Source organism: Aquisalinus luteolus, assembly GCF_009712425.2.
Taxonomy (GTDB): domain Bacteria; phylum Pseudomonadota; class Alphaproteobacteria; order Caulobacterales; family Parvularculaceae; genus Aquisalinus; species Aquisalinus luteolus.
On sequence record NZ_VCJR02000001.1, the window covers coordinates 1,349,266 to 1,369,703 of the forward strand.

Here is a 20,438-nt window from a genome sequence, read left to right on the forward strand (position 1 = left end):
GTCACTGTTCCTCGAACTGATAGACGGAAATACCGCGGGCGCGTTCGTCGAAGGTCAGTCTCTTGTTGAGCGGCGCATGGGCGCGGGAGGCACAGTTCGGCCGGTCGCAGAGATAGCAGTTAACGCCGATCCGGGCCGGTTCGTAGCCTTCCAGGTTATGCTCCTTTGCATATACGAGGCGGCGGGCATAGGCGATCTCGCAGCCGAGCCCGACCGCAACCTTGGTGGCTGGCGGCCCGTAGGGGCCTTCGGGCCGGGAGACAGTGCGGGCGATGGAAAAGTAAGTCGTCTCGTCCGGCATCTGGATAATCTGGGTGCGTACCTTGTCCGGTGTCTCGAAACATTCGTGAATGTTCCAGAGCGGGCAGGCGCCGCCGAATTTGGAGAAATGAAACCGGCCAGAGGACAGCCGCTTGGAAACGTTCCCCGCCGTGTCGATGCGCACGAAGAAGAAGGGGATTCCCCGTGCCTCCGGCTTTTGCAGCGTCGTCAGGCGGTGTGCGGTCTGCTCATAGCTTGTGCCGAACCTGTGGGCGAGCAGCTGTACATCATATTTCGTTTTCTCGCATTCCTTCAGGAAGCGCTCATAGGGCATCAGCAGCGCCCCGGCGAAGTAGTTGGCGAGGGTGACGCGGGCCAGGCCGATGGCATCGCCGTCCGGCAGCTTCGCCTGGCGCACCAGCGCGTCGATCTCCTCCCGGCATTCCAGCATGCCGAGCTGGAACGCGATCTGGAACCGGCGGCCCGACTGCGGCAGAACCTCCGACAGGTCGATGCCGCGCTTGTGCCGGTCGAAAAAGCGCAGATGGTCCGACATATATTCAGAGGGCACGATGCGCACGGTCAAGCCATGGCGCTCCTGCAGGCGCTCCGTCATCGCCACATTGGGCCGGTCGGTGGTGATGTTCAGTTCCTTGGACAGCGCCTCGGCGGCTTCGTCTATCTTCGGGAAATAATTGCGGTGCTCACTGACGAATTCGCGCACCGCTTCGACACTGCGCACCGACTCTTCCAGCACCTCTACTTTCTCGCGGTCGGAGAGGGGGTTGGCCTCCGAATAGGTGCGCAGGGCCAGTTCGCGGTATTTCGTATGCATGCGTACCAGCGCCTTGGCGATCTCGGGACTGGCGTTCACCGCATCCTCGATCTCATTCTTGCTGATCGAGCCGGCCTCCAGCACAGGGTCACGCAATATATCGACCAACTCGGAAATCGTCTGTGCCTCGCCGGCATTGGAGACCTCGGCAATGTCGAAGTCATAAACCTGTGCGAGGGTCAATAGCAGCTTGGCGCTGATCGGGCGCTGGTTGCGCTCGATCAGGTTGATATAGCTCGGCGAGACGTCGAGATCCTCGGCCATCTGCGCCTGTGTGAGACCCAAGGTCGTGCGCAGGCGGCGGATGCGCGGTCCGATGAGCAGCTTTTCCTTGCGGGTCGACATGGGCGCCTCTTTACAGACTTTACAAATTGAACGGGTTCATCATGACATTCGTTACATGAAAACCCAATGAATATAGATAGATACTTCATACAATCCGCATTTGTAAATATGATGTTGTCAGTGAATGTAATGACGAAAGGTCACTGACATGAGTATGACATCGACTTTACAAAGGCCCCGGACACAAATGGGAGCTGAGACCATGACAAAAGGCGAAGATCGCGTTCTGACGGCTGAGGCTGTCGCTTTCCTGCAGGCGGTGGAGCGGCGCTTCGGGCAAAGACGGCGGGATCTGCTGGCGGCACGCGCCGAGCGTCAGGCCCGGTTCGATGCTGGTGAGTTGCCGGACTTCCTGCCCGAAACGAAAGACGTGCGCGACGCCTGCTGGGAGGTCGCGCCAGTGCCAAAGGTCTTGAAGGACCGCCGGGTCGAGATCACCGGGCCTGTCGACCGCAAGTTGATGATCAATGCGCTGAACTCCGGCGCGAAGATGTTCATGGCCGATTTCGAGGATGCCTCCTCGCCGACCTGGGCCAACATGATCGATGGCCAGCTCAACATGCAGGACTACGCAAATGGCGATCTGGCCTTCACCGATGAGGCCAGTGGCAAGGCCTATGCCCTGAATGAGGCGACCGCGACCATGATCGTCCGTCCGCGCGGCTGGCATCTGGAGGAGGCCCATTTCGAGGTCGATGGCCAGCCCATCTCGGCGAGCCTGTTCGATTTCGGCCTGCACTTCTTCCATAACGGCGTGAAGCTCGCCGAACAGGAGCGAGGGCCGTTCTATTACCTGCCGAAGATGGAAAGTCACCTGGAAGCGCGGCTGTGGAATGATGTCTTCGTCTTCGCCCAGAACGAATTGGGCATGGCGCAGGGCACGATCAAGGCGACCGTGCTGATCGAGACGCTGCCCGCGGCGTTCGAGATGGACGAGATCTTGTACGAACTGCGTGAGCATGTCGTCGGTCTGAACTGTGGCCGCTGGGATTACATCTTCAGCTATATCAAGACGCTGAGAAACCACCCGGCTTACGTCCTGCCCGACCGGGCGCAGGTCGGCATGGCTGATGCGTTCCTCAATGCCTACAGCCTGTTGCTGATCAAGACCTGTCATCGCCGCCGCGCCCATGCCATGGGCGGGATGGCCGCGCAGATCCCGGTCAAGAATGATGACAAGGCGAATACCGCTGCCTTTGACAAGGTGCGGGCAGACAAGCTGCGCGAAGTCAAGAACGGCCATGACGGTACATGGGTCGCTCACCCAGCGCTGGTACCCGTTGCCATGGAAGTGTTCGACGTGCACATGCCGTCCTGCAACCAGGTCTGCACTCAGCGCACCTATCCGCCGATCACACGGGATGCGCTGCTGCGTCCCCATGACGGGCGGATCACCGAAGAGGGTGTGCGGACCAATATCTCCGTCGGCATCGAGTATATCGCTGCCTGGCTCAACGGGCGCGGTGCCGTGCCGATCCATAACCTGATGGAGGATGCGGCAACGGCGGAGATTTCCCGCAGCCAGATCTGGCAGTGGCTGAAATATCGCTCGCTGGTGCAGATCGCCGGCAATGGCCGCCATCCGCTGACGCGGGACTGGTTCCAGCAGATCTTTGACGAGGAGCTGGACAAGATCAGCGAGGAGAAGGGCGAGCCTGCCTTCCGTGCCGGTCGCTATCAACTGGCCGCCGATCTGTTCCTTCAAACCGCCGTCAGCGATGAGCTGGCCGACTTCCTGACACTGCCAGCCTATGACGCGCTGCGCACCCTGAACTGAGTTGATATTGATACGGAGTATATGACATGACCAAACGACCGACATACAGCCAGATCCGTGGCGAACTGATGAAGCGCTACCCTTCGGGCCTTACACCGGCAGGCATCAGCATCGAGGATATCGCCCAGCTGAAACTGCAGAATACCTATTCGACCCATCTCGACATCGCCCGCGACATGGCCGGGATCATGCGCCGGGATATGGTGGCCTATGATGCCGACACGTCGAAATTCACCCAGTCGCTCGGCTGCTGGTCGGGCTTCCATGCGCAGCAGATGATCAAGTCTGTCAAGCGTATGAAGGGCACGGCGAAGGGCACCTATGTCTACCTGTCCGGCTGGATGGTTGCGGGTCTGCGCAACCGCTTCGGCCACCAGCCCGACCAGTCGATGCATGAGAAGACCGCTGTCGTCGACCTGATCGAAGAAATCTACGTATCTCTGCGCCAGGCGGATGAGGTCGCGCTGAACGATCTGTTCGCCGAGCTGAAAGCCGCCCGCAAGGACGGCAAGGGGCAAGGCATCATCTCGGAGATCATCAGCCGGATCGATAACTTCGAATCCCATGTCGTGCCGATCATTGCCGATATCGATGCAGGGTTCGGCAATGAGCACGCGACGTACCTGCTCGCCAAGGAGATGATCAAGGCCGGTGCCTGCTGCCTGCAGATCGAGAATCAGGTCTCCGATGCCAAGCAATGCGGCCACCAGGATGGCAAGGTCACCGTGCCGCGTGAGGACTTCATCGAGAAGCTGCGTGCCTGTCGCCTCGCGTTCGAGGAGCTGGGTATCGACGAGGGTGTCATCGTGGCGCGTACGGACAGTCTCGGTGCCGGCCTGACGCAGAAAATTCCTGTCTCCCTGGAGCAGGGCGACCTCGCCTCGGACTACATCAAGTGGCTGGAGACCGAAGAGGTCACCGATGCCAATCCGCTGAAGGATGGCGAAATGGCAATCCAGAAGGACGGCAAGGTCGTGCGGCCCGTTCGCCTGCCCAACGGCCTGTTCAAGTTCCAGGAAGGCACCGGCGCCGAGCGTGTTATCGAGGATTGCATTGCCAGCCTGACCATTGGCGGTGCTGACCTTCTCTGGATCGAGACGGCAACGCCTGATGTTGACGAAATCGCCCGCATGGTCGGTGAAATCCGCAAGGTCGTGCCCGATGCCAAGCTGACCTATAACAATTCGCCGTCCTTCAACTGGACGCTGAACCTGCGCAAACAGGTCAAGGCGCAATGGGTCGAGGAAGGCCGCATCGAGGCCCTCGATTACCCAGACGGCGCGGAGCTGATGTCGGCCAAGCTCGACACCACCGCCCTGGGCCGGGAGGCGGACCAGCGTCTGCAGCGCTTCCAGACAGACATCGCGGCGAGGGCAGGGGTGTTCCACAACCTCATTACCCTGCCGACCTTCCACCTGACGGCGAAGGGCATGGACGAGCTGTCGCGCGGTTACTTCGGCGAAGACAAGATGGCGGCCTATGTCACCACGATCCAGCGTTCCGAAATCCGCAATGGCGTCTCCGCCGTCAAGCACCAGCATGAAGTCGGCTCCGACCTTGGCGATACGTTCAAGGAGATGGTCGGCGGTGAACGGGCGCTTAAAGCCGGCGGTGCACATAACACGATGAACCAGTTCGAGGGCGCCGCCTGACGACCCCCGCTCGCACTCGGACTTGTTACCTCAGCCCGGCCTCCGTGCCGGGCCCTTTTTTATGCGTGCAAGGAGGAATATGGGGTTGCAGGTGCACGATTAGACATTCGGCACGGGCATGGCTAAGGTGCAGATCCGGGTATCGAGGTAAAGGGGGGACTCTTGCAGATTGTAACACTATCGCCGATCTATACGCCCCTAAATCTCAAGGCGGGTATTGATCCAACCTCAGCGGACTATTGCGAGGTGTTGAAAGCAATTCCGCTTCAGGACAATACCATTGTTGCGCCCAATCGCGATTGGGAAAAGCCGGACGACAGCTATGCAGATACAGCCCGCGATGGCTATGAAATGCGTGTGCTGTTGTGGAAATGTCGCGACGAGGAAACAGGCGCTGAACTGACCTATCATGTCTATCCAAACGAGACATCGATGGCTGAGGTGACTCTGGAGCTTGATAATTCCCTTGCCACGGATGACATCGACGCCGACGCACTGGACAAGGAATGCCAGCGCATCTCGCGTAAGGTGATCACCCGACACTCGGCAGAGCTGTACAAGGTGCTGAAGGCTATCATGTCTGCAGTACCCTCTCGCTATGTTGACCCTGTCAGGCAAGTCAGTTCTATCGAGCCGAAGGACGTCAGCTGGGTTTCGCGCACGTTGTTGCTTACGCCGGGCGAGCGCAAAGATCCGCATGTACAGGCACTGCTTGCCGACTGGCTGAGAAACACTACGAGACCTGAAGATGCTGCCGCTATCGCCGCAGGGGCGCTCGACTATTCCATGACATGGCTCAACTATGCGATCGTCGATGAAAGCGAAGAGCAGACCCGCATGCTTATCTCGGCAATGCGCATCGCCCAGTTTTTCTATGCCGCCCAGCAGCGGCTTAACGAAAAGGGCCAGGAGGCTATATCCCAAACGATGTTCATCAAGAAGCGTCGGGAGGTCGAGCGTGTGCTGACGGATGTGCAGGCGAATATGCGCCTGCTGCGAATTGAATATGACGTCCACAAGCTTCACCTGAACCGCACCAAACGCAAAGTAATTGACCAGATCATGGAAGGTTGGGACTTCGATGACCTGATGAAAAACGGCGACCGTATCCTCAATTTTGCCAGCGACAAGCTGACGGCCATCGCCAACAGGCGGGCGCAAAGTTCCTCCTTCGTGACCGAGCTGATCCTGTTCGGCATCGGTCTAGTCGCGATCTTCGAGGTTATCCTCTATTTCATTGAATACAGCCGCGAGGTCGCGACCCGGCCGATCCTCGAGTTCGACAGGCCATCACTTTTCTTCCGGCTGTTCGCTTCGGCCGACGCCGATCTTCTCATTCTCTTCGGGGTCATTCTCAGTGTCATTCTGGTGTTCATCTATGCGCGTTATAGCCGAAACAAGTAAGGTCGTTTTCGTCATCTTTGTGTCGCTGCTATCGACCGCGGCGGCCCAGATCGATGGTCAGACTGTCGAGATGTATACGGACAGGTGGGAGCCCTATGTGCGCGGCGAGGGTGATCGTCTGGGGCTAGTCAACCGCAATGTCGACATGGTCATGTCCTATGCGGGCTATGATGCCGACTACAGCTATATGGACTTTACACTGGCGCGGATGATCGTGCGAAGATGTGGTGAAGAGGGCATAGAGGACTGCCCGGTGCCGCTGGCCTTTCCATATTATCGCAATGCAGACCGTGACGATGAAGTGCTGTTCTCCGCGCCCATCTTCGAAGTGACGAATGTTCTGTTCCATAACAGGCGTAACCCCAATGCGATTTCGAGCGTGCAAGTACAAGCCGAACCGGAATGCGGTCAGGATTACGATGGTAGTTCCTTTGCCGGACAGCGCGTGGGTCTTATCAAGGGGTTTCTCTACGGCCCGAATATCAACTGCCTGCTGTCAGTAATTATTGGCCCTGACCCCGATAATCCGCCCGAGGATTCCATTGTCGATGTGAGCTTCTTCCAAAGTGAGGTCGATGCCCTTGACGCGCTGATCCGTGGTCAGATCGATTATTTTCCAATGGCTCAGCCCGCGGGGAATGCGCTGCTGGAAAGTGATTATCCAGACAGGCGCGAGTTGATCGGGACAGTTGAAGGTACACAGAGCCGTCGTTCGGTTCATGTTATTGCGCCACGTACAACAAAGGGGCAGGAGATGATCGATGCCTTCAATGAAAGTCTCTGTTCTCTTTCGGGTAGTGAGGCCATCAGTGAGGATTGTGGTGAATCCCAAGCCAGTCGCGATAGCGCCAGCGACATCCTGTTGATGACCGACGAAGCGCTGACAACGACTTTCGCCCAGCGCGAGGACATCGCAGAGATCGTGCCGGTCGACGGCTATCCGATCATTATCGGCATTACCTGCCTGCCTGAAACTGCCGACTGCACTGGCGAGCGATTTGCCCTTTCGGAGGGGACGCGGGCCATCATCCTTGAATGGAGCGACACGATGATGGATGCGCAACGCAATGACAGGCTCTACAAGACCGTCATGGACACGAGCCGCGTCGTCATCCTCAACGGCCCCCATGCCGGCAAGGAGCTCTGGATCAAGAACATGCATATCAAGATAGTGAAGTAATGATTTTCAGTATTATCGGATGGGTCGCCACGGTGATCTATCTCGCCAACCACATCGCCCTGTCGGTCAACCGGAACTATCGCGGTCGGCTCTATTTCCTGCTCAACCTGATCGGTGCCAGCGGCCTGGTGGTCAGCTCGCTGGTGTTGCAGTCGTGGCAGGCCGTGGCGATCAATACCTTCTGGGCCGTGGTCAGTTTGCTCTCGCTCGCCGGACGCCATACGGGCACGGATTTCAAACTTTCGGACAAGGCGTTGACATGGCCCGTCTGGGTGCTCGGGGCAGGTGGCCTCGTCTATGCGATACTAGCACCGAACCAGGGACTGGCCGCGCTCGGCTGGGCGGCGACCCTGCTGTTCTGTGGGGCTTATCTCTTGTTCTCCGCAGAAACGATCCGCCGCCGCCGTTTCCTTGCCTATAATGTGGCTGCCGCGTTCGGTGTTGCGCCGATCCTCTATATCGATGCCAATTGGCCTGCTTTCGGACTGGAAATGGCGTGGGGCACAATCTCCCTTATCGGGTTCGTCAATGCCTTTCGCTCGGCGCCTGAAACCGATGACGCCAAAAACCCTGATGACACTGCGTCTTTGGATTGACGCCAGAGAAGGCTTTGGGAAGGCTGGCAGAAAACACTGGAGCCAGCCATGACCATCACATTCTACGATTTTCCTTCCGCCCCCAGCCCGCGCCGGGCCCGCATCATCCTGCGTGAAAAGGGGATCGAGCATGAGACCCGTATCGTCGATATGATGCAGGGCGAGCAGATGGGAGAGGATTTCAAGGCAATCAACCCCGACTGCACGGTACCCGCCCTGCAACTCGAAGACGGTGCTGTCCTCAACGACAATTGGGGTATCGCCCTGTGGGCCGAGACGGTCGCACCAGAACCGGCCCTGTTGGGCAAAACGGCGTCCGAGAAGGGGCAGGTTGGGTCTTGGGCCGCGCGGATCGATTTCCAGGCGACCATCTCCTTTGCCGAGGCCTTTCGCAATTCACACCGCAACTTCAAGAGCCGGGCGCTACCAGGGCCGGAAAACTACGACCAGATACCTGAACTGGCCGAGCGCGGCTTTGCCAAACTGGCGACCTTCATGGCCAAGCTGAACGATCATCTTGAGGGACGCAATTTCATCGCGATCGATGTGTTTTCCATCGCTGATATCTGGGCTTTGACGACGCTCGATGCCTGCCGGTGGATCAAGGCTGGCCCGACACCTGAAAATCATCCTAATATCGTCAGATGGCACGAGATGGTGTCGGCAAGGAAAAGTACGCATTTATGAGCCTTGATCTCACTAGCGTCATCAGGACGATCCCCGACTACCCCAAACCCGGCATCATGTTCCGGGATGTCACGACGCTGATGGGCCATCCGGAGGCTTTTTCACAGGCGATAGCCGACCTGACCGCAGCCTATAACAGCCATGGCGTTGAGAAAGTCGCCGGCATGGAGGCGAGGGGGTTCATCTTCGGCGCCCCCGTGGCCGAGAGACTGACCGCAGGTTTTGTTCCCATACGGAAAAAAGGCAAACTGCCGTACAAGGTTTCCAGTGAGACCTATCAGCTGGAATATGGCGAGGATGTGCTTGAGATGCATCTCGATGCCGTCGAACCGGGTGATAAGGTACTGATCGTCGATGACCTCATCGCAACGGGCGGAACGGCAGAAGCTGCGATCAAACTGCTTGAAAAAGCGGGGGCGGAAATAATCGCTGCCGCCTTCGTTATCGACTTGCCGGATCTGGGCGGTGCCGACAGGATACGCAGCATGGGGATTGATGTCTCCAGTCTCGTCTCCTTTGGGGGGCACTAGAGCGATGCTGTCGAAATTCTTCAAGGCCGTCAGGGGGTTCTTCCGTCCCCCGCCCAGCGAAGCAAGCCAGATGGACCCGCATACCGGCCTCGCCGGACTTTATCTGGAGACCTGTTATCGCGATGGCGGACTGACCAACAGGGAGCGGGCGCGCATAGATGAGGTGCTTGTCAGTCAGTTGGGCCTGAGCACCGATGAGGCAATGACCTGCCGGGTCAAGGCTGAGGAGATCCATTGGACGAACCTGACACCGATAGGCTTTGCCATGGCAGCCTCGAAAGGGCTCGATGAATCAGCGCGTGAGGAAGTCATCAAGACGATGATCGAATTCATCGAGACGGATAATCGCGTTGATGCCATGGAAAACCGGCTAATCCTGCAAACGGCGAACTGCTTTGGCATCACGTCAGGCCGTGTAAAGCAAATGCGCGGTGAGATGAACTCTGGCGCATGATGTCGCGATCGCTTGAGTAAAGCGTCCAGAAGGCCTATTTCATTGCCGAAAAGGCAACAACGGTAGGGCCCATGTCCAAACAGACCAGAATCAAGCGCATAACGGCGGCAGATATCGCAGCTCGCAAAGGCAGCGAGCCGATCGTCGCGCTGACAGCCTATGACGCGCCGACGGCGGAAATTCTCGACGAACATTGCGATGTGCTGCTCGTCGGCGACAGCGTCGGCATGGTCGTGCATGGCCTGCCAAGCACGGTTGGCGTGACGATAGAGATGATGATCCTGCATGGGCAGGCCGTCATGCGCGGAGCGCGGAAGGCGATGGTCGTCGTAGACATGCCCTTCGGTTCCTATGAGGAGAGCCGGGAACAGGCCTTTGCCAACGCCTCCCGCATCATGAAGGAGACCGGTGCTCAGGCGATCAAGATCGAGAGCGGCACTTATGCCGCAGAAACAGTCGCGTTTCTGGTCGAGCGCGGTATCCCGGTGATGGGCCATATCGGCCTGCGTCCACAGGCTGTGAATGTTGCAGGCGGTTTCAGGGCCAAGGGCCGTTCAAATCAGGAATGGGCCGATGTGCTGGAAGAGGCCGAAGCGACAGCCAAGGCGGGTGCCTTTGCCATTGTCGTCGAGGGCGTCGCGGAGGATCTCGCCAATCAGATTACGGCAGCGGTCAGCGTTCCGACCATCGGTATTGGCGCTTCCTCAAGCTGCGACGGGCAGATCCTTGTTACGCAGGACATGCTCGGCCTGTTCGACTGGACCCCGAAATTCGTCAAGCGCTATGGCGATCTGAAATCAGTGATCGACAAGGCCGCAAGTGAATATGCTGCGGAAGTGCGTTCGCGGTCGTTCCCGGCTGAAGGACAGGTCTATTCCCTGAAACCCAAACTGGTCGGCGACACTGCCTGATTGCCCCATTCTGATTGCTCTGGACGCCAAAGGCCGTTAGAAGGCCAATTCGGTTTATAGAAGGATGTGAGCAGCCGTGGCTGATGAAGGCATTTATCGCGAGGTCGACCAGGAAGTCGAAGAAGAAAAGCAGCTTCGACAGCTGAAAGAGTCCGCGCCATTTCTGATCGGCCTGGCCGTTGTCGTCGTTGCAGTTGTCGGTGGCTGGCAATTCTGGAATGCCCAGAAATCCAATGCTGCCCGAACCAATGCCGCGGCCTTTTCCCAGGCGGTAAATACTGAAGAGCCGACCGAGGCGCTGTCCGAGCTGACCTCTTTGCGTCAGGACGCACCAGCAGGCTATTCGGCCCTTGCCGGTTTTCGCATCGCCGGGCTGGAGGCGCAGAACGGCAATACGCAAGGGGCAATTGCCGCACTGAACAGTGTCGCCGCCAATGACTCTATCCCCCAGCGGTTGCGTAATCTGGCGACCGTAAAGGCAGCCTATATGGCGCTGGATGAAAGTCCGGATGCCGCGCTGCGCCAGCTCAATGGCCTGCAGGAAGGCGACAGCGTCATTGCTGCATATGCCAAGGAAATCGCCGGCCTGGCCTCAATAGAAGCCGGCAATTTCGCTGCGGCGGTCACTTACTTCGAGGCTATTCCTACGATAGAGGGCGCGCCTGACCCAATCGTACAGCGGGCGCAGGGGTTCCGGGCGATTGCGAGCCTTGGCGCTTCGGGTGTCTCTCTGGAAAACCAGAGCATGGGGCAGTCTCTTGAAAGCCTGCTCGACCTGCCGGTTCCGGCAGAAGCCGAGACGGATGCTCTGCTTGCAGGCGAGGATGTTGCTGTGGAAGGCGAGGGCGAAATCCCGGCCGACGCTCAACCGACGGAAGAAGGCGCCGGAGACACCGTTGCGCCAGCGCCGGAAGCTGACGAGAATGACACCCAAGAAGACGGGACAAGCAGCGATTAACCTTGTATAAGAGTGCGCGGTGCCCGACAGAGGCCCCGGAGAGTACAGGAAGAAAACCGAAAAGGGCATTCATGATTTCTTCGCGTCAGACGATCAGGGCAGTTGCGCTCTGCGGTATGGTTGCAGCTCTGGCTGCATGTTCATCCAACCCCCTGTCCATTGTCACGGACCGGTTCGGCAATAATGATGTCGAAGAAGCGAATGTGCCGAGCGATGATAACCGCAAGGCCGTCCTAGCTCTCGAAGGTGCGCTTGAAGCCGATCCGGCCTATGCGGGGCGTACGATCGAGCTACCGCCGCCCTATACCAACGCTGCATGGACTCAGCCGGGTGGTGATGCAGACCATACGCTGCACCATCTGGCTGCCAATTTTGCGACCAGTCCGGTTCGCAAGCAATGGACCGCGGATATCGGTGCAGGATCCAGCAAACGCGCGCCGATTACGGCACCGCCCGTCGTTGCCGATGGCCGCATCTTCGTGATCGATCCGGAAGCCAAGGTAACCGCTTATGACGCCCAGACCGGCAAGCGAGTCTGGCGGCGTGAACTGACCCCCGATGTCAGCGAAGACAGGCCGTTCTGGCGTGTTTTTGGCGGCGTGAAGGCTGCCGAGCTCGGTTTTGGCGGCGGCGTTGCCTATGACAATGGCCGCGTATTCATCACGTCAGGCTTCGGATTTGTTGCCGGTCTCAATGCGGAAACCGGCGAGCTACTCTGGCAACATGAGGCAAATGCCCCGATCCGCACGGCACCGACAGCTGCGAACGGCAAGGTCTATGCCGTGACGAACCTGAACGAGTTCATGGCGCTGGATCAGGCCAGCGGTACGCTCGACTGGGACTACCAGTCCTTCGAGGAAGCTGCCCGTTTCCTCTCTTCGTCCAGCCCGGCTGCGTCCGAAGACGTGATTGTCGCCCCGTTCTCGTCTGGTGAGGTAACGGCCCTCAGCGATACAGGGCGTCCTCTGTGGACACAGATGATCGCCCGTTCTAGCCGTATGAATGCGCTGTCGAACCTCAACGACATTGCCGGCAGTCCGGTGATTGATCGAGGCGTCGTCTTTGCCATCAGCCATGCCGGTCAGATGAGTGCCATCGATCTGCGCTCCGGCCAGCCGCTCTGGGAGATCGGCGTTTCAGGCCTGCAGACGCCATGGGTATCCGGCGATTATGTCTACATCGTTTCCGTTGAGGGCGAACTCGTCTGCATCAGCCGTCAGGATGGGGCTGTCGTCTGGGTCGAGCAGCTGCCCAAATACGGCAACGAGAAGAAGAAGAAAAACCGTCTTGCCTGGTCCGGCCCTGTACTGGCAGGCGGTGAACTGGTTCTTGCTTCTTCAGGCGGCCAGCTTGTGTTCGCATCGCCGCAAAATGGCGAGGTCCTGCGGACTGAAAAGCTGACCAGCGGCACGATCGCGACGCCGATAATCGCCAATGAAAGCCTGTATGTGCTGACGACAGACGGCAAGCTTTCCGCTTATCGCTAGGTGCCCGCAAACGGGCAGTTTTATTGAGGCCTTGACCTTGGCGCTGCAACGGCGCAGAAGGCGCGACCTATGTCATTCAAAGTTGCCATCATCGGTCGGCCCAATGTCGGCAAATCGACCCTGTTCAACAGGCTGGTCGGCAAGCGCATCGCGCTTGTCGATGACCAGCCTGGCGTGACGCGTGACCGGCGCGAGGGCGATGGCCAGTTGGGCGATCTGAAATTCATCGTCATCGACACGGCGGGCCTGGAAGAGGCCGCACCGGATGCCCTCGAAACCCGGATGAAGGCACAGACCGACCGCGCCATTGAAGAGGCGCATGTCTGCCTGTTCATGATCGATGGCCGGGTCGGCGTCATGCCTGAGGACGAAAAATTCGGTGCCGCCCTGCGTGCCAGTGGCAAGCCTGTCGTTCTGCTCGTCAACAAGACAGAGGGCAAGGGGCTCGATGGTGTGTATGAGGCGTATGGCCTTGGCCTTGGCGAGCCGATTGCCGTCTCCGCCGAACATGGCGAGGGCATGGCGGAAATCTATACGGCCCTGCAGCCGATCCATGACTCGCTTGATCTCAAAGAGGTCGAGGGCGAGCGGCTCGACTGGGACGATCCGCTGAAACCCTTGCGCGTTGCTATCGTCGGCCGCCCGAATGCGGGCAAGTCGACCCTGATCAACCAGATGATCGGCGATGAGCGCATGCTGACCGGTCCTGAAGCTGGCATCACTCGCGACTCCATCGCCATTGACTGGACATGGTCAGGGCCTGATCGCGACTGGCCGGTCAAGCTGCATGACACGGCGGGCATGCGTCGCAAGTCCAAGGTACAGGAGAAGCTGGAGAAGCTTTCCGTCGCCGATACGTTGCGCGCCATCCGCTTTGCCGAAGTTGTCATCCTGATGCTCGATGCCGACATGGCGCTGGAAAAGCAGGACCTGCAGATTGCGGACCTTGCCTTGCAGGAAGGTCGCGCGCTCGTGCTCGTCGCCAACAAATGGGACAAGGTCGATGACCGCCAGCAAGCGCTGAATGAATTGCGCGAAAAGGTCGACCGGCTGCTGCCGCAGGCTCCGGGCCTGCCCATAGTCACGCTATCGGCGCTCACAGGCCGCAATGTAGACCGCCTGATGCCCGCAGTGACCAAGGTCTATGTCGACTGGAACGCCAAGGTGAAGACGAGCGACCTCAATGTCTGGCTGGAAGACGCGACGAGCCGTCACCCGCCGCCCGCTGTGAAGGGCCGTCGCATCAAGATCCGCTATATGGCGCAGACCAAGACGCGCCCGCCGACATTCGTCGCCCATTCTCAGCGGGCGGAGGAGTTGCCGGAAAGCTATCGGCGTTACCTCGTGAACGGTATCCGTGAGGCATTCGAGCTGCCAGCCGTGCCGATCAGGCTGTTGTTCCGTAGCCAGAAAAACCCGTTCGAGAGCAAGAAAAAGAAGCGCTGAGCGCTTCGTTGCTCATGGCCGGGACTAGTGCCCGGCCATGAAGTCGACCAGGAAACCCTTGTACATGTAGCCATCGGCGCTCATGTCGCCTTGCAGGCTGACCAGTGCCCAGTCAGGGGCGCTGACATCCAGCACATCGACGATTGAGCCCATGGGCAGCGTCTGCAGCACCTTGAAGCCAGTGCCCGCGCCGGCTCGTAAATGCAGACCACTCCGGGCAATTACGACATGGAGGTGAGGTTGGCGATCCTCGTTCTGGGGCAGGGCGGGTGCCTCCAGCACCGAGAAAGCGCCGAAGCCGCCGCGAGCCGGATTGGCGATGTTTGTATCGATAGGTAACGCGCCGAGGCGGATATCGACCTGGTTCTGGAACAGGTCCCACTTCCCGGCCCGGTGAAAATCGCGCGATCCAGACCATCCAAGCGCCCGAGGAAGCCATGTGTGATCGATCAAACCGGCGCCGATCAGCCGGGTTGCCAATCCACCAGATGCATAAGCGCCGATCTTGTATTTGGTCCCGACCTCGCTCTTGATGGCGCTGAAATGATCCATGATCGCCGGGATTTCGCTCGAGCGATAAAAGTCATGATCGACTCCGAAATAGATCGTCGAGCCTTCCGGCTGGCCGATATCGGCCGCGCAATCGAGCGCGCGTTTGGAATCCGTTGAGCCCTTGGCTGTCGAGAAATCGCTCAGTTCACGGCCGTTTTGCTGGAAGACGACCCCGACGGTCATGCCATGCTCGCAGATCGCCTGTGCCTCTTCCTTGGTAATCCGTTTTTCCGGCAGGACGGACGAATTACGGTGATTGTAATAGCGGATGATGGTCTTCACGCCTTTTTCGCGCAGGAATCCCAGATGTGGTGTCGTGCGCACCGGCGTGTCGATTATGGTTTCAATCATGATGAAGCTCTCCCTTCGCAAGAGAGACTACACCCATAGGACGGGCAGGGGAATAAGCCGACAACTATTCAGGGTGTGCCAATCTGGCTTTTTCCGTGCGCAAGAATGCCTTCACCGACGCGTCCTCGCTGAGACCAATGGCCATGTCATAGGCCTTCGCGGCTTCGAAGTTCCTGCCTGCCTGCCGCAGGCAATAGGCGCGAACGGCCCAGTAGGGCTGATAGGTACCGACTTGATTGGCTACGGCTTCCAGTCGGGTCAGCGCGTCACCATGCCGACCCATCTGTGCGAGGGCACTGGCGTGGCTGACATACGCACCAAGGCTGGGGGCAAGGTCCAGCAGGCGAGCATAAAGCATCTGAATTGCTGGCCAGTTCGTCCGTCCGGCGAGGCGTCCCTTGGTGTGGGCAGACTGGATTGCGGCCTCGAGCTGGTAGCGTCCCGGCTTCTTCAGGGCGTGCGCCTCCATCAACAGGCGTTCGGCTCGGGATATCATCTGCCGGTTCCATTGACCGGTATCCTGCCGGTCCAAGGGGATGTACTTACCTTTCGCGCCTCGACGCGCGTCACGGCGCGATGCAGTATACAGCATCAACGCCATCAACCCTTTTGCTTCCGGCGAACTCGGAAGCAGACTGCATAACAGCTCACCGAGGAAAAGCGCCTCATCGGCGAGGCCCGCTGTTCCGGTGTCTGTGCCGTGATCGCCATCCCAGCCGGTTCCGTAGGCGGCGTAAACGGCCGCCAGCACAGCCCCCACACGCTCTTCCAGATGCTCTCGCTCCGGAATATCGAAGGAGATACCGGCCTGCTTTATCTTCGTCTTTGCCCTGACGAGGCGCTGCCCCATTGCCGTTGGCGATACGAGAAAGGCCGAGCCTATTCTTGCCGCATCCAGTCCAAGAACACTCTGCAGCATAAGGGGCGTATGCATTGCCGGATCGATCGCAGGGTGGGCGCAGACGAACAACAGTTTCAGGCGGGCATCGGGAAACAAATTATCGGGGCTGGCCTCTGCGGCTTCTTCTGCCAGAAGGGTAAGTGCGGGTTCGATCCTGTCGTGCACCGCTTTCTGCCGCAGCCGGTCAAGACCGCGATTGCGGGCAACCTGCACTAGCCATCCTTCGGGGTTTTTCGGGATGCCCGTATCCGGCCAGCTTTTAAGGGCCTGTTCGAAGGCGGCTGACAGTGCTTCCTCTGCAGCATTCACATCGCGCAGGCGCACGGACAGGATCGCCAGCAGCTTGCCATAGGATGTGCGGGCGATACTCTCCGCGAGAGCATGGCTCTCCTGTGTATCGCCCGGCATAGCGGTCTACATTTCCCAGACGGGCCGTACCTCGACGACGCCATGGGTCGCACCTGGGCATTTTGCGGCCCAGTCGAGGGCGGTGTCGAGGTCGGGCGCCTCGATCAGGTAATAGCCGCCGAGCTGTTCCTTGGTGTCCGTAAACGGACCATCCTGAACGATCAGCTTGCCGTCCTTGGTGCTCAGGCGCTGGCCGATATGGGTCGGCTCCAGCGGTTCACCCGAAATCATGGCGCCGGCTTCCACCAGGGCTTCGCTATAGGCTCCATAGGCGGCGAAAACCTCGCCCATTTCTTCCTCGGACATGTTCATCCACTGATTTTCATCATCATAAAGAGCAAGAAGATATTTCATGGCTTATGCTCCCTCTTCATACGGCATGACCTTGCGCAGGTCGGTATGGCCAGTTTTCGTGGTCGGTGCCTTCACGGCCCAGTCGCGGGCTGTCTCGGTATCAGGCACATCGATGACGAAAAAGCCGCCGAGCTGTTCTTTTGCGTCGGCATAGGGGCCATCCTGCACGATGCGCTTGCCTTCGCGGATCTTGACCGTTGTCGCCGTTTCCGGGCCCATCAGGGCCTGGCCGCCGACGATGACGCCAGCTTGGGCAAGCTCGCTGGAATAGGCAAACCAGGGGGCCATGAAGGCCTCGAAAGCCGGCGTGCCAGCCTCGTTGCGCATGGCGAATTCCTTCTCGGTCTCCGCCACCAGTATCATGTACTTCATCCCTCTCTCCTTTTCTGACCGGGATTATAGCAGGAACGCGTCTGCGTTCACCTGCATAACGATCAGGGAGGAGCGATTTCGACAGGGGGTGAGAATTATTTTACGGGCCCAAATATTTTCTCGAAAGAGGCCTTCAGCGCCTCATCGGCTTCATCGAGGGTTACCGGCAGCCCAAGGTCGACCAGCGATGTGACCCCGAGGCCGTTTTCGGCGATCCCGCAGGGCGTAATTCCCATGAAATGGGACAGGTCCGGTTCCACGTTCAGGGAAATCCCGTGATAGGTGATCCAACGCCGCACACGAACGCCGATGGCGGCAATCTTATCTTCTCTGGTCGTGCCGCCCGGCCAAGTGCGGTCGACCCAGACCCCGACACGGCCATCGCGTATCTCGCCACGGACATTGAAGGCGTCGAGAGCATCGATGATCCACCGCTCCAGATCCTGCACATACAGACGCACATCCCGCTTGCGGCGGTTCAGGTCCAGCATCGCGTAAATCACCCGCTGGCCGGGTCCGTGATAGGTATACTGGCCGCCGCGGCTGGTCTTGAACACCGGAAACCGGTCCGGCTGCAGCAGGTCCTTTTCCTTGGCCGACGTGCCAGCGGTATAGAGGGGCGGGTGCTCGACCAGCCAGACCAGTTCCCCGGCCTCGCCAGCGCGCATCGCCTCGACATGGGCTTCCATGAAGGCGACGGCCTCTTCATAGCCGGTATAGCCGGGCGCAATGCGCCATTCGACGGGGGTTTCGAGCCAGTTGGAGGAGGGCGTTTCAGTGTCAGCCATGAAGGACATATAGGAAAGGGTTCCTGATCCTGCCGGGGCATTCAAGACCGAAGGTCTTGAATGGTGCGGTCGAGAAGACTCGAACTTCCACGGGAGTTACCCCACAGCGACCTCAACGCTGCGCGTCTACCAATTCCGCCACGACCGCATTTCCAAGGTGGCTATAAGCTTCCCGCCAAGAGGATTTCGCGGGAGCGATGCACGTAGCAAAACCCGGCGGGCATGTGAAGCACTTTTTGCGTCGGCTGGCCCCATGGCGTTCAATAGGCATTTGCAGGACGCAGCCCAGGCTGTATCGTGCCTTGAGAGGGGAAGTGTGAGGGTAATATGAGTAGCATTGCAGCAAGACTGATCCCGGTTCTGGCGGCGATGACCCTGCTCGCTGCCTGCACCAGCACCGCCGTGATGGAAACAACCAATGAGGTCGCGCCGCTGGAAGGCGATGCGGTGATCCTGCTGGTCGAGCCCGATGTCGAGCTGAGTTTCCTCAAGGCAGCCGGCGTCAGTGAGGTGCGGGCCGACTGGACCGAGACCGGAAAGGCCAATGTGCTGGCTGAGATCGAGACATTGCTGGCTACCAGGGGTCATAAACTGGTCGAGCACGAGATCGATCCGGAAAATGAGCGCGAGGTGCAAATCGTCAAGCTGCACGAAATTGTCGGCGCGACGATCCTGTCGCACCGCTTCATGGGCCAGCCATTACCGTCCAAGCGGGGCAAGTTTGACTGGTCCCTCGGGCCAGGCGTGAGGGACATGGCCGAAGCGCAGGGTGCCGATTATGCGCTGTTCCTGCATGCACGCGGTGAATATGCCTCATCAGGCCGGCAGGCCGTCGCCATCGGCCTCGCAGTTCTGGGTGCAGGTGGTGTCAGCACTGGCGGGCAGGGCGCCTATGCCTCCCTCGTCGATATGCGCACGGGTGACATCATCTGGTTCAACGTCGCCTTTACCGGGCCGGGGACCGACATGCGAGAACAGGACGGCGCGGAACATCTCGTCAGCGCGATCCTGAAGGATATTCCGCTGTGAGAGGGTTTCGCGCCATAGTCTCTTTTGCGGCAATAGCCGCGCTGTCCGCTTGCGCGACGACGGATGTCGATCCCCTGCAGGCGGACACACGCCCGTCCGAGGAAACCGATGAGGCAGGCCTGTGGCTGCGCATGGATGAGGCGGAGGACCTGCTCCAGCAGTCCGCTGTCGTCGTTCGTGATCCGGCGCTCAATGCTTATGTCGATGAAGTGTTCTGCAATGTCGCGGGAGAGGCCTATTGCGACGATGTCCGCGTCTATATAGTCGAGCAGCCCTATTTCAACGCCAACATGTCGCCCAACGGCATGATGCAGGTCTGGACCGGCTTGCTGTTGCGTGCGGAGAACGAGGCGCAGCTCGCTTTCGTGCTCGGCCACGAATTCGCTCATTACCGCCAGCGTCATTCGCTGGAGCAATGGCGGGAAATCAACAATGCCGCCAATCTCTCCGTCTTGTTCAATGTTGGCGTTGCGGCTGCGGGCGTGCCCAATGCCGCCGTGCTCGGCAATTTCACGCTGGCCGCACAGCTCTATGGCTTTGGTCGCGACAAAGAGCGGGAGGCTGATGAGTTCGGCTTTGGATACTTTACTGAAGCTGGCTATGACCCCGCTGCCGCTGCAGGCATCTGGGAATATCTGATTGCAGAGACCGAAGCGTCGGACTCCGACAGGAAGAAGCGACAGATCGCCCGCTCCAGCATCTTCAGTACACACCCGGTTACCGCTGAGCGCGTCGAAACACTTAAGGGTCTTGCCGGAGAGGCAGAGGCTGGCATTGAGAATGATGAGGCGTTTGCTGGTGCTGTTGCGCCGTTTCTGAATGACTGGTTGGCTGACGATCTGGTACTGCGTGATTTCGGCCAGCATCTCCATCTGATCGATCACAAGATCGAGGCGGGTCAGAATCTCGGTGTTCTGTATTTCCGCCGCGGCGAAGCCTATCGTTTGCGCCGGGAGGATGGCGACTTCGAGAGAGCGCTTGATAATTATAGCAAGGCTGTCCTCTTCGATGATGTGCCGCCACAAGGCTGGATGGCACTGGGCGAAGCTCTGCAGCGGCGTGGGGAGGAAATGGAGGCCCGCGCGGCCTATGGCAAGTATCTTGAGCTGATGCCGGACGCCCCTGAACGCGGGATCATTGAGGCATGGCTGGAGGAATGA

At 59.1% G+C, this 20,438-nt stretch carries 20 protein-coding genes and 1 tRNA gene; 14 read left to right on the forward strand and 7 right to left on the reverse strand.

Features of this window, described 5'->3' with window-relative positions; translation table 11 throughout:
- Position 1 precedes the first annotated feature (1 nt).
- Complete coding sequence (locus FF098_RS06345) at positions 2-1,441, reverse strand: helix-turn-helix domain-containing protein (RefSeq protein ID WP_155138536.1); 1,440 nt, start codon at positions 1,439-1,441, stop codon at positions 2-4.
- Positions 1,442-1,643: 202 nt separating this feature from the next.
- On the opposite strand from FF098_RS06345, the gene aceB reads away from it, so the two are divergent.
- From aceB to der, 12 genes are all read left to right on the forward strand, one after another.
- Positions 1,644-3,218 carry a malate synthase A gene (gene aceB, locus FF098_RS06350; RefSeq protein WP_205967401.1) on the forward strand — a complete coding sequence of 525 codons (1,575 nt, stop codon included), beginning with the start codon at positions 1,644-1,646 and terminating at the stop codon, positions 3,216-3,218.
- A 26-nt stretch (positions 3,219-3,244) separates the two neighbouring features.
- Positions 3,245-4,870, forward strand: a complete 1,626-nt coding sequence (locus tag FF098_RS06355) for an isocitrate lyase (RefSeq protein WP_155138539.1) — start codon at positions 3,245-3,247, stop codon at positions 4,868-4,870.
- A gap of 162 nt (positions 4,871-5,032) precedes the next feature.
- Entirely contained in the window at positions 5,033-6,274 is a 1,242-nt protein-coding gene (locus FF098_RS06360; protein WP_155138541.1) for a hypothetical protein, read from the forward strand.
- On the forward strand, positions 6,249-7,454 hold the full coding sequence (locus tag FF098_RS06365) for a type 2 periplasmic-binding domain-containing protein (RefSeq protein WP_155138543.1): 1,206 nt from the start codon (positions 6,249-6,251) through the stop codon (positions 7,452-7,454). Before FF098_RS06360 ends, FF098_RS06365 begins: the two co-directional genes overlap by 26 nt.
- A complete protein-coding gene (locus FF098_RS06370) occupies positions 7,454-8,050 on the forward strand; it encodes a CBU_0592 family membrane protein (protein WP_155138545.1) in 597 nt (198 codons plus the stop codon). Before FF098_RS06365 ends, FF098_RS06370 begins: the two co-directional genes overlap by 1 nt.
- Positions 8,051-8,098: 48 nt before the next feature.
- The gene (locus FF098_RS06375) at positions 8,099-8,737 is read left to right on the forward strand and encodes a glutathione S-transferase family protein (RefSeq protein WP_155138547.1); all 639 of its coding nucleotides are present in this window, start codon (positions 8,099-8,101) and stop codon (positions 8,735-8,737) included.
- Positions 8,734-9,267 carry an adenine phosphoribosyltransferase gene (locus FF098_RS06380; protein ID WP_155138549.1) on the forward strand — a complete coding sequence of 178 codons (534 nt, stop codon included), beginning with the start codon at positions 8,734-8,736 and terminating at the stop codon, positions 9,265-9,267. The genes FF098_RS06375 and FF098_RS06380 overlap by 4 nt, the downstream gene beginning before the upstream one ends.
- A gap of 4 nt (positions 9,268-9,271) precedes the next feature.
- A complete protein-coding gene (locus FF098_RS06385) occupies positions 9,272-9,721 on the forward strand; it encodes a tellurite resistance TerB family protein (RefSeq protein ID WP_166426360.1) in 450 nt (149 codons plus the stop codon).
- A gap of 71 nt (positions 9,722-9,792) precedes the next feature.
- Positions 9,793-10,632 carry a 3-methyl-2-oxobutanoate hydroxymethyltransferase gene (panB, locus tag FF098_RS06390; RefSeq protein WP_155138553.1) on the forward strand — a complete coding sequence of 280 codons (840 nt, stop codon included), beginning with the start codon at positions 9,793-9,795 and terminating at the stop codon, positions 10,630-10,632.
- 76 nt (positions 10,633-10,708) lie between these two features.
- Positions 10,709-11,590, forward strand: coding sequence for a tetratricopeptide repeat protein (locus tag FF098_RS06395; RefSeq protein ID WP_155138555.1), 882 nt, complete (start codon positions 10,709-10,711; stop codon positions 11,588-11,590).
- A gap of 71 nt (positions 11,591-11,661) precedes the next feature.
- On the forward strand, positions 11,662-13,077 hold the full coding sequence (locus FF098_RS06400; RefSeq protein WP_155138557.1) for an outer membrane protein assembly factor BamB family protein: 1,416 nt from the start codon (positions 11,662-11,664) through the stop codon (positions 13,075-13,077).
- Positions 13,078-13,146: 69 nt separating this feature from the next.
- On the forward strand, positions 13,147-14,523 hold the full coding sequence (gene der, locus FF098_RS06405) for a ribosome biogenesis GTPase Der (protein ID WP_155138559.1): 1,377 nt from the start codon (positions 13,147-13,149) through the stop codon (positions 14,521-14,523).
- 24 nt (positions 14,524-14,547) lie between these two features.
- Here the strand turns inward: der and FF098_RS06410 are convergent, their stop codons facing one another.
- The 6 genes from FF098_RS06410 to FF098_RS06435 all read right to left on the reverse strand — a co-directional run bounded on the left by FF098_RS06410 (position 14,548) and on the right by FF098_RS06435 (position 18,397).
- Complete coding sequence (locus FF098_RS06410) at positions 14,548-15,426, reverse strand: glycoside hydrolase domain-containing protein (protein ID WP_155138561.1); 879 nt, start codon at positions 15,424-15,426, stop codon at positions 14,548-14,550.
- A gap of 64 nt (positions 15,427-15,490) precedes the next feature.
- Positions 15,491-16,735: an RNA polymerase sigma factor gene (locus FF098_RS06415; RefSeq protein WP_155138563.1), complete on the reverse strand. Its 1,245-nt coding sequence runs from the start codon at positions 16,733-16,735 to the stop codon at positions 15,491-15,493.
- 6 nt (positions 16,736-16,741) lie between these two features.
- Positions 16,742-17,089, reverse strand: coding sequence for a YciI family protein (locus tag FF098_RS06420; protein ID WP_155138565.1), 348 nt, complete (start codon positions 17,087-17,089; stop codon positions 16,742-16,744).
- A 3-nt stretch (positions 17,090-17,092) separates the two neighbouring features.
- Complete coding sequence (locus FF098_RS06425) at positions 17,093-17,461, reverse strand: YciI family protein (protein WP_155138567.1); 369 nt, start codon at positions 17,459-17,461, stop codon at positions 17,093-17,095.
- A gap of 95 nt (positions 17,462-17,556) precedes the next feature.
- Positions 17,557-18,249, reverse strand: a complete 693-nt coding sequence (lipB, locus tag FF098_RS06430) for a lipoyl(octanoyl) transferase LipB (protein ID WP_155138569.1) — start codon at positions 18,247-18,249, stop codon at positions 17,557-17,559.
- A 61-nt stretch (positions 18,250-18,310) separates the two neighbouring features.
- Positions 18,311-18,397 (reverse strand) — tRNA-Leu (locus tag FF098_RS06435).
- Positions 18,398-18,576: 179 nt separating this feature from the next.
- Between FF098_RS06435 and FF098_RS06440 the strand changes: the two genes are divergently transcribed.
- Positions 18,577-19,278, forward strand: a complete 702-nt coding sequence (locus FF098_RS06440) for a hypothetical protein (RefSeq protein ID WP_155138571.1) — start codon at positions 18,577-18,579, stop codon at positions 19,276-19,278.
- Positions 19,275-20,438 carry a M48 family metallopeptidase gene (locus FF098_RS06445; protein ID WP_155138573.1) on the forward strand — a complete coding sequence of 388 codons (1,164 nt, stop codon included), beginning with the start codon at positions 19,275-19,277 and terminating at the stop codon, positions 20,436-20,438. The genes FF098_RS06440 and FF098_RS06445 overlap by 4 nt, the downstream gene beginning before the upstream one ends.